Origin of the sequence: Streptomyces sp. NPDC059455 (assembly GCF_042750115.1) — a bacterium.
GTDB lineage: Bacteria > Actinomycetota > Actinomycetes > Streptomycetales > Streptomycetaceae > Streptomyces > Streptomyces endocoffeicus.
Window position 1 is genome coordinate 1 of the sequence record NZ_JBHYVB010000316.1, and the last position, 9,573, is coordinate 9,573.

General features: G+C 70.6%; 7 protein-coding genes. 1 reads left to right on the top strand and 6 read right to left on the bottom strand.

The features are described 5' to 3' along the window. Positions 1-26 precede the first annotated feature (26 nt). From katG to ACFXB5_RS50595, 6 genes are all read right to left on the bottom strand, one after another. The gene (katG, locus tag ACFXB5_RS50570) at positions 27-2,240 is read right to left on the bottom strand and encodes a catalase/peroxidase HPI (protein WP_385222087.1); all 2,214 of its coding nucleotides are present in this window, start codon (positions 2,238-2,240) and stop codon (positions 27-29) included. A 34-nt stretch (positions 2,241-2,274) separates the two neighbouring features. Then, a complete protein-coding gene (locus tag ACFXB5_RS50575) occupies positions 2,275-2,712 on the bottom strand; it encodes a Fur family transcriptional regulator (protein WP_044568303.1) in 438 nt (145 codons plus the stop codon). A 114-nt stretch (positions 2,713-2,826) separates the two neighbouring features. After that, positions 2,827-3,888, bottom strand: coding sequence for an NlpC/P60 family protein (locus tag ACFXB5_RS50580; protein ID WP_385222090.1), 1,062 nt, complete (start codon positions 3,886-3,888; stop codon positions 2,827-2,829). A 21-nt stretch (positions 3,889-3,909) separates the two neighbouring features. Continuing rightward, complete coding sequence (locus ACFXB5_RS50585; protein WP_020866790.1) at positions 3,910-4,392, bottom strand: poly-gamma-glutamate biosynthesis protein PgsC/CapC; 483 nt, start codon at positions 4,390-4,392, stop codon at positions 3,910-3,912. Continuing rightward, positions 4,389-5,924, bottom strand: a complete 1,536-nt coding sequence (gene pgsB / locus ACFXB5_RS50590; RefSeq protein ID WP_385222093.1) for a poly-gamma-glutamate synthase PgsB — start codon at positions 5,922-5,924, stop codon at positions 4,389-4,391. The genes ACFXB5_RS50585 and pgsB overlap by 4 nt, the downstream gene beginning before the upstream one ends. Positions 5,925-5,933: 9 nt before the next feature. Then, the gene (locus tag ACFXB5_RS50595) at positions 5,934-8,105 is read right to left on the bottom strand and encodes a HAMP domain-containing protein (protein ID WP_385222096.1); all 2,172 of its coding nucleotides are present in this window, start codon (positions 8,103-8,105) and stop codon (positions 5,934-5,936) included. Positions 8,106-8,403: 298 nt separating this feature from the next. On the opposite strand from ACFXB5_RS50595, the gene ACFXB5_RS50600 reads away from it, so the two are divergent. Beyond that, positions 8,404-9,375 carry a hypothetical protein gene (locus ACFXB5_RS50600; protein ID WP_385222099.1) on the top strand — a complete coding sequence of 324 codons (972 nt, stop codon included), beginning with the start codon at positions 8,404-8,406 and terminating at the stop codon, positions 9,373-9,375. Positions 9,376-9,573 lie beyond the last annotated feature (198 nt).

A 9,573-nucleotide genomic window follows, 5' to 3' on the forward strand; every position in this document is an offset into this window, starting at 1 on the left:
GGCCTGGACGGTGTGCTCGGAGCGGATCAGACGAGGTCGAACCGGTCCAGGTTCATGACCTTGACCCACGCCGCGACGAAGTCACGCACGAACTTCTCCTTGGCGTCGTCGCTCGCGTAGACCTCCGCGAGGGCGCGCAGCTCGGAGTTGGAGCCGAAGACGAGGTCGGCACGGGTGCCGGTCCACTTGACCGCGCCCGAGGCGTCACGGCCCTCGAACGTGGTCTGGTCCTCGGACGTGGACTTCCAGGTCGTGCCCAGGTCGAGCAGGTTGACGAAGAAGTCGTTGGTGAGCTTGCCCGGGGTCTCGGTGAGGACGCCGTGCTTGGACCCGTTGTGGTTCGCGCCCAGCACGCGCAGACCACCGACCAGGACGGTCGTCTCGGGGGCGCTCAGGGTGAGCAGGTTCGCCCGGTCCAGCAGCAGGTACTCGGCCGGCAGGCGGTTGCCCTTGCCGACGTAGTTGCGGAACCCGTCGTACGTCGGCTCCAGCGCGGCGAACGACTCGGCGTCGGTGTGCTCGTCGGTCGCGTCGACACGGCCCGGGGCGAACGCCACCTCGACGTCGACACCGGCGTCCTTGGCGGCCTTCTCCACGGCGGCGGAGCCACCGAGGACGATCAGGTCGGCCAGGGAGACCTTCTTGGCGCCGGAGTTGAACTCGCCCTGGATGGTCTCCAGGGTGCGCAGGACCTGCGCGAGCTCGTCCGGGTTGTTGACCTCCCAGCCGCGCTGCGGCTCCAGGCGGATCCGGGCGCCGTTGGCGCCACCGCGCTTGTCGCTGCCGCGGAAGGAGGCGGCGGACGCCCACGCGGCGCCGACCAGCTGCGAGACGGTCAGACCGGAGTCGAGGATCTTGGCCTTGAGCGCCGTGACGTCGGCGGCGTCGATGGCCTCGCCCTCGGCCTCGGGCAGCGGGTCCTGCCACACCAGGGTCTCCGCCGGGACCTCCGGGCCGAGGTACAGCGACTTCGGGCCCATGTCGCGGTGGGTCAGCTTGTACCAGGCGCGGGCGAAGGCGTCCGCGAACTCCTGCGGGTTCTCGTAGAACCGGCGGGAGATCGGCTCGTAGATCGGGTCGAACTTCAGCGAGAGGTCCGTGGTGAGCATCGTCGGGCGCTGCTTCTTGTTCGGGTCGAAGGCGTCCGGGACGATCTCCGGGGCGTCCTTGGCCACCCACTGGTTGGCGCCGGCCGGGCTCTTGGTGAGCTCGTACTCGTACTCGAAGAGGTTCTTGAAGAACCCATTGCTCCACTGGGTGGGGGTGGTGGTCCAGGTGACCTCGAGGCCACTGGTGATGGCGTCCTTGCCCGCGCCCGTGCCGTGGGTGCTCTTCCAGCCGAGGCCCAGCTGCTCCATCGGGGCGGCCTCCGGGTCCGGGCCGACGGCGTCCGCGGGGCCCGCGCCGTGGGTCTTGCCGAAGGTGTGGCCACCGGCGATGAGGGCCACGGTCTCCTCGTCGTTCATCGCCATCCGGCGGAACGTCTCGCGGATGTCACGGGCCGCGGCGATCGGGTCCGGGTTGCCGTTGGGGCCCTCCGGGTTGACGTAGATCAGACCCATCTGGACCGCGCCGAGCGGGTTCTCCAGCTCGCGGTCGCCGGTGTAGCGCTCATCGCCGAGCCAGGTGGTCTCCGGGCCCCAGTAGACGTCCTCCTCGGCCTCCCAGACGTCCGCACGGCCACCGCCGAAGCCGAAGGTCGTAAAGCCCATCGTCTCCAGGGCGACATTGCCGGTGAGGACCATGAGGTCGGCCCAGGAGATGCTCTGCCCGTACTTCTTCTTGACCGGCCACAGCAGACGGCGGGCCTTGTCGAGGCTCGCGTTGTCCGGCCAGCTGTTGAGCGGGGCGAAGCGCTGCTGACCGGCACCGGCGCCGCCGCGGCCGTCGCTGATGCGGTAGGTGCCGGCGCTGTGCCAGGCCATACGGATCATCAGCGGGCCATAGTTGCCGAAGTCGGCGGGCCACCAGTCCTGCGAGGTGGTCAGCACCTCGGCGATGTCCCGCTTCACCGCCGCGAGGTCGAGGGCCTGGAACGCCTCGGCGTAGTCGAACTCCTCACCCAGCGGGTTCGCCGCCGGGGGGTTCTTGGCGAGGATCTTCAGATTGAGCCGGTCCGGCCACCACTGACGGTTGCCGCCGCCCTGCGTGGGGTGGGGAGCACGCCCGTGCGCGACCGGGCAGCCCCCCGCTTCCTCTGTCTTCGGGTCTACGACGATTGCCTCATGGTTCTCGGACATGGGAATCCTTCCACGCTAGGGCGGATCATGGTGCTCAGGAACTGGTGGCGGTGGAACAGTCGGGGCACTGGCCCCAGTAGATGACCTCGGCCTCGTCGACCGAGAAGCCGTGGTCATCGGACGCGGTGAGGCAGGGTGCCTCACCGGCGGCGCAGTCGACATCGGCGACGGCACCACACGACCGGCATACGACGTGGTGGTGGTTGTCCCCGACGCGTCCTTCGAACCGGGCCGGGTTGCCGGCCGGTTCGATGCGGCGTACGAGGCCCGCCGCCGTCAGCGCGTGAAGGGCCTCGTACACGGCCTGGAGGGAGATGTGGCCGACACGGTCGCGTACCCCGGAGGCGATCGCCTCGACCCCGAGGTGATCACCGTCCCGGACGGTCTCCAGCAAGGCGACACGGGCGGCCGTCACCCGCAGGCCGACACCGCGCAGCTCCTCGGCAGTGGTCGGAGTCTGGGATGCGGTCATGGCGCAGAACCTACCCGCATAAACGCGAACGCTACAAGGAAACGAGCTGTTAAAGTCTAGCGCCGCGCGTAAAATTTTTGTCCTGATTCGGCCCGATTTTACCCTCCTGGGCCCTCAGAGGCGCTTGGCGCTGCGGAAGAGCCCGGCGTAGAAGCCGTTGCCGTCGATCCGGGAGACACCGCCGTTGTCGCCGATGGTGGGGCCGTTCTGCTCCTTGCGGCTGGAGACGAACACGCGGTGGCCGTCGGTGTCCAGCCCCAGGTAGAGGGCGACATGGTCCATATGGTCGCCGGTGCGGTGATCCATCTTGAAGAACAGCAGGTCACCGGGTTGGAGAACATCGATGTTGGTGGGCCGGGTGTACCAGGGGCCGGGGCCCTGGATCTTGATGACATCGACGCCGACCTTGGAGCGGGCCATGCCGTTGGCGGTGCGCGGCAGGCCGTCGCCGAGGGCGTTGCTCGCCATCAGGGGGTAGCGGGCGCGGTAGCCCATGACCATGCGGATGAAGCCGGAGCAGTCCAGCGCCCGGTAGCGCTCCTTGCGCGCGGCCAGCGTGGTGCCGTCGCGGAAGGTGTAGGAGATGCCGAGGTAGTCGTAGAAGTCGTTCTGCTCCAGCCGGTCCACGCCGTCCGCTTTGAACGGCCCGAAGACCGCGTCGCCCGCGTACGGGACGCCCTGGGTGTCCTTCTTGACCGCCGCGCCCGTCACGTACTGGAAGGCGATCGCGAAGAGGTCCTCCTTCTTGCTGGCGTAGTTCTCCTTGAACCAGTCCTTGAACCACTGCTCCTTCTCGGCGCCCTCGGCCCACGGCTCCGGCATCAGCCGCACCCAGTCCTCGGTGATCACCTTGGACTTGGTGCTGGCGGGCTCGCTGAAGGTGCGGGAGGGGCCGCGCAGGGTGGCGGTGCGGGCGCGATCGGTGAAGGTGGCGAGGATCTGGCCGTTGCCGCCGCGCAGGATGGTCCGGGCGGGGTTCTTCAGCCGCTCCCAGGTCTGCTTGCCGCTCTGCTGGCCGGTGCCGTTCTCCAGGTTCGGCTCGTCGACGACGGCCTGGGTGGCGGGCGTCTTGTCCTGCTCGTCCTTCCTGAGCTCCACGGTCAGATAGCCGCTGGCGCCGAGCAGCGCGAGCACGGTGACGGCGTGCAGTACGGGGCGTTTCTTCTTCAGTGGCATGGGATCGGCTCCGGTGGTGGGTCAGGCGGACGGCATGACGCCGAGGAGGATTCCGGCGGTGAGGACGACATAGGCCATCAGCGTCACCGACCCGGTGGACAGCAGGGTGGCCCCCCGGGGCTGGCGGACCAGCTGGTAGGCGATCAGGCCGGGGACGATGAAGCCGAGGGTCTGGTTCGCGTACATCAGCGGGAACTCGATCGACAGGATGATCATCACGGTCGCCTGGAGGGTCACGCCGAGCAGGACGACCGCGGCGAAGAGCCGCTTGCCGTAGAGGATCACGTACTTCTGCATCAGCAGCGTGCCCACGTAGGTGAGCACGGTGACCCCGACGACCATCGCGGCCCGCTGGAGATCCTCGACGAGGGTCAGCGCCAGCCAGCCGGGGGTGATCATGCCGCCGGGCGAGAGGTTGGTGGTCAGGTAGCAGACCAGCGAGAAGAGCAGCCCGATCGCGATGCCGATGGCGGCGATCTCAGGGGTGAGGACGGAGGGGATCAACGGTGCTGCTCTCCTGGGTTCTGCCACTGCTGGGAGTCGTCGGCGGGCGGGGCGGGCGGGACCCGCGGCTCGAACAGGCCGCGGGGCCGCGGAGCGTCGGGGGCCGGTACGGCGGCGGGCCAGGGCTCCCGGGAGCCCTGGTCGGGTGCCGGCTGCGGGTACGGCCGCTCGGGGGTGCGCTGAGCGGGTACGTGCACCGGGGCGTACCGGGTCTCATACGCCTCCGGGTAGCCCTGGTAGGGGTCCAGGCGGGGCGCGTACAGCTGGACCGTGTCCACGTACTCGACGTGGCGCTCTCCGGGTGCCGACTCCGCCGGTGCCGCCGGTGCCTCCGGGGTGTCATCGGCGCTCTCGTCGGGCGGCAGCTCGGCGAGGTGCTCCAGGAGGATCTCGCCCTGGCCGTGGATGTTGCCGATGGCGACCAGGGAGGAGTCGGGGCCGAGGCGGCCGAGCAGCTCGGCCATGAACTCCTCGGGATCCCGGCGGTCGCCGCCGAGGTCGACCGCGCGGTCCCGGTACTGGGCCGGGATGGCGTCGATGGCGGACTTGGCCGGGTGGCCGATGACGAAGACCTGCTCGGGGTCGAGATCGGGGATGATCTCGCCCATCTGGCCGTTGCGCTCGACCCGGTCGGGGCGGCAGTTGATGACCACGTTGAGCGGGCGGTGGATGGCGCCGAGGTCGAGCAGCTGGTTGATGTTCATCAGCGTCGACTCGGGGTCGTTGGCCGCGAAGACGTTGGCGAAGCGCAGCTTCTTGCCGTCCTCGGTGGCGTACCGCTCGACGGAGAGCACACCGGGGTCCGGCGGGGCGTCGTACATGCCCTGGAGGGCGGTCGCGCGGTCGACTCCCACCAGCTCGGCGACGGTGAGCGCGATGGCCACGTTCTCCTTGAAGGTGAACCAGCTGAAGCCGCGCAGCTCCTCGTCGCTGACCGTCGCGGGGTCGGCGTAGATCAACTGGCAGTTCCGGGCGTCCGCCTCCTCCTGGAGGATGTGGAAACGGTCCTGCTCGGCGGTGACGCAGATGCCGTTCTCCGGCATGGACCGGCACAGCGAGCGCGCCACGTCGTCCAGCGTGGGACCCATCTCGGCGAGGTGGTCCTCGCGGACGTTGCACAGCACGCCGATGGTGGAGCGGATCAGCTTGGACTGGTTGATCTCCTGGAGCGCCGGCATGACCGCCATGCACTCGATGACGAGCGCTTCCGGGTTGTAGGCGGCGGCGCGGCGCACGATGCCGATCTGCTCCACCACGTTGGCGATGCCGAACTTGCGGTAGACGGGCTCCTCGGTGGCGTCGGGGTGGATGAAGCGGGCCGCCGTACCGGTGGTCTTGGCCACGGTGGTCAGCCCGCCGCCGCGCAGGGCGCCCGCGCACAGCCGGGTGATGGAGGACTTGCCGCGGATGCCGTTGACCAGGACCCGGGTGGGGATCACATCGAGGTTGGTCTGGTGCCGCCGCTGTTCGACGATGCCGGCGATCAGCAGGACGGCCTCGCACACCACGAGCACGGTGTAGAGGAAGAGCACGGTGGGGCCTCAGTTCCTTCCGACGCCGACGGGGGTCCGGCTGCCGCCGTCCCGTTTGCGGGGCTGCCCCTGGAGCTGCTGCCGGATCAGCTCCAGGCTGCGGACCACGGCGCCGACCTCGTCGTGGTGGCGTGGGAACAGCACGGTCTTGCGGTCGCCCGCGGCGAGCGCCTCGGCCTGTCCGGCCAGGGCGCGCAGGGGCCGTACGACGACGATGTGCAGCCAGCCCAGACAGGCGGCCGCGGCGGTCAGCCCCAGCAGTCCGGCCAGCACGGTCCGGTTCTGCAGGCTGTACTCGGGGATCGCCAGGCCCGAGGCGGGCTGCCAGCTGGCCAGCCTCCACTGGAGCGACTTGGCCGCGCCGCCGCCGCTGAACGGCGCGACCGCCGCGACCCGTACGGTGCCGCCGCGCTGGACGGTGGCGTGCGCCTGCTTGGTGGCGAGCAGCGAGCTCATGTACGAGGGCGCCTTCTCGAAGGCGATATAGCCGGAGTCGCCGCCGATGACCCGGCCCTTGGCGTCCACGACACGCACCTCGCCCATGCCCTGGCGGCCCAGCAACGCGTTGACGAACTCGATGCGGAACTCGCCGACGACGGCGGCGCCGCCCCGGCCGGGCGCCTGGGCGGTGGCGGTGACCACGGGCTTCTTGCCGCCCTCGCCGGTCACCTCGATGGCCTGCTTCGAGGGCGCCTTTCCGTCCTCGTGGTGGGGGCCGTCACCGGCCCGCGCGAGGATCTCGCCGTCCTCGCCGAGGACGTACATCGACTGGTAGCGGTCGTGGTCCTGCATGGTGCGCTCCAGGACCTTCTTCATGTCCTCGGGCGTGGTGCGGTCCCCGATCAGGGCGGCGACCGCGGACAGGTCGGCGTGGCCCTCGTTGAGCGCGCGGCGGACCCGGTCGCTGAGGGTGACGGTGCGGGACTTCTGGTCGTGGACGATCTGGGCCGGAACCTTGACGGAGGAGTCGGCGCGGTTGAGCACCAGCATCAGCGGGACCGACCAGACGAGCAGCAGGACGGCACAGACGGCGAGCAGGGCGCGGGCGCCCAGGCCCTTGCGCACGGCCGGGCCCTCGACATCGGCGGGCTCGCCCTGGAGCTGGCGGCGCAGCCGCTCGAGGGCGGCGCCCACCCGGGCGGCCTCCCCGGCCCTGGGCACGCTCACCGGGCGGGCGAGGTCGCCGCGGGTGAGGCGGCGGCTCTCCAGGAACAGCCGGATCAGCGGGCGCTGCACGGTGCCCAGCAGCACCATCACCGCGAGCCCGCCGATGAGCAGCAGGGCACCGGCGGCGGCCACGCCGAAGGCGGGGCGGGTGATCTGGGAGACCTTGGCGGCGACGTCGACCCCGGTGACGACGGTCAGCCCGAGGCTGCTGGCGGTGGTGGGCTCACCGGGCTGGGGCGGGGTGAGCGTGGCGTAGCCGCCGACGGTGCGGACGTCCTCGGCGGCGCCCCCGGTGAGGTGGCCGCTGACGCCGGTGTAGCCGCCCGCGCCGGGCTCCTTGGCCTTGATGGGGTGCTGCCGGCCCTTGCGCGCGGCGGTCTTGGCGAAGGAGGCGAGCTGGTTCTTCGCCCGCTCGGTGTCCAGGGCGCCATGGCTGGAGAGCAGCCGGCCGGTGGAGTCGACGACGCCGATGGCGCGGCCCGGACCGAGGTCGACGCCGGGGAAGCTGAGGGTGCTGGAGGCGACGAGCAGCTGCTGCGGCTGACCCTTCCAGGACAGCAGGGCGGGGATGATCAGTCGGGTCTGGCCGTTCTCCAGGCGCACCATGCGCGGGGCCAGCCCGTCACCGCGGGAGAGCTTGCTGAGATCGATCGCGGTCAGCGGGACGTTCTCGCCGCGGGCGGCGAGCATCTTGCCCGACTTGATCTCGATGACGGCGGTGCCACGCCACTTCTGGTAGACCTCACCGACCTTGTCCAGGACGGTGTCGGCGGAGACCGGCTTGCCCTCGTTGAAGAGGGTCGCCGTGCCGGTGAGGTCGGTGACCGACTCGTCGAGCGACGCCCGCAGCGCGATGGCGCCGTCCTCGGCGACGTACTGCTGCGAGGTCAGGACCGCCTTGGGGACCAGGGCGTTGTCCGGTTTGCCCAGGGTGAGGGCGGTGATTCCCGCGAGGGAGAGAAGCAGAACCGACAGCACGGCTATGGGGGGACGAATACCTCCCACAAGCGACATGTCGGCCCTTCGGCGGACCTTGTGCCGCCGCTTCGAACGCGAAGCGGCCACGGATGGGCTCCTCTCACGCAACTCACACCACACAGAGCGCACTCGAGTGCGATCCGGACCGTCAGACAGCCAGACGGATCAAAGGGTTGCACATCTGAAAGAAAAAACGAGAAAACCTGTTTGGTCTCAACCAAGGCTGGGCAAACGACGGTCTTGCATTCTTTGCCGGTCGTTCACCCAAAGGTCATTCTTCGCCCGCCTCATCCCGATATGCCCTTGTAAAACGGGTGGTTACGATGAGGCGGTCATGGCGAAGGTACGAGCGAAGGCGATCACCGTGGCGGCCATCACGGTCGCATTCGGCCTGCTCGTGGCGGCATTGAGCACGTATATGATCGCCCGGTCGTCCGGAGACGACAACGGTCGAACGTCGGACGGCGCGCGGGCCCCCGAGGTCCCGCTGGAACGAAGGATCACCGACTTCACCGCCGGGATCGCCCCCGACGGCGACTACCGGGAGCCGCGCCGCGCCGAACGCCGGGACGTCGCCGACGCGGTGGGCCTGATCCTCGACGGACACCCGGACCGCGCCCGCCCACTCCTCGCCGACGTCGGCTTCCGGCTCCGTACGCTCACCGACACCGGCACCGGCCACCGCTACGCCGAGCTGTCCGACCGCACCGGGGACGGGCCCGGCCCGCGCGGCTGGGCCCGGGTCTATGTGGACCTCTCCGCACCCGTCCGCTGGTCGGTCCAGGTGCCGCACCCGGTCTCCGACGCGGACACCGAACGGCTCGGCGCGCGCGTGCTCCTGGACTCCCCCGGCGGCGTCCTGGTGCTCGCGGGCGCCCACCGCAGGGCCGGGGACGACGATGCCGCCGACGCCGCCCACCGCACGGACTCGGTCTTCGACGCGGTCTGCGACGAGCTCGCCCGGCGCGGGCTGCCCGGCGTCCAGATCCACGGTTTCGCCGACGACTCCGCGCCGGGCCGGGACGTCGTCGCCTCCACCGGCAAGGGCCGGGCGGGCCGCCCGGACGCCCGCCGCCTCGCGGCCGCCCTGACCGCGCGGCACTTCTCCGTCTGCCGCGCCTGGGTCCGCGACTGCCCCCTGGAGGGGCGCGACAACGTCCAGGGGCGCAGGGCCGCCACCGAACATGTGCCGTTCCTGCACATCGAGTTCGCGCGGTCGGTGCGCGCGAGCGACAGACAGCTCCGGAACGCGGTGGCGGCCATCGGCACGGTGACCGCGCGGTGGGCGAAGGACGATTCGGGCTGATCGCCCTGCCGTTCCCACGGTGACCGCCCGGTGGGCGACGGACGACTCGGGCCACGCGGCGCCCGGCGGATCGTGACGCCTGCGGCGGGCTGTTCCCCTCCCCGCCCCTTCCCGATACCAGGGGCGGCCGCCCCCGGCGCCCCGCGGGTGGGGGGGGGCCCCCCCCCCCGCCCGGGGCGCCAAACCACGCGCGCGCGG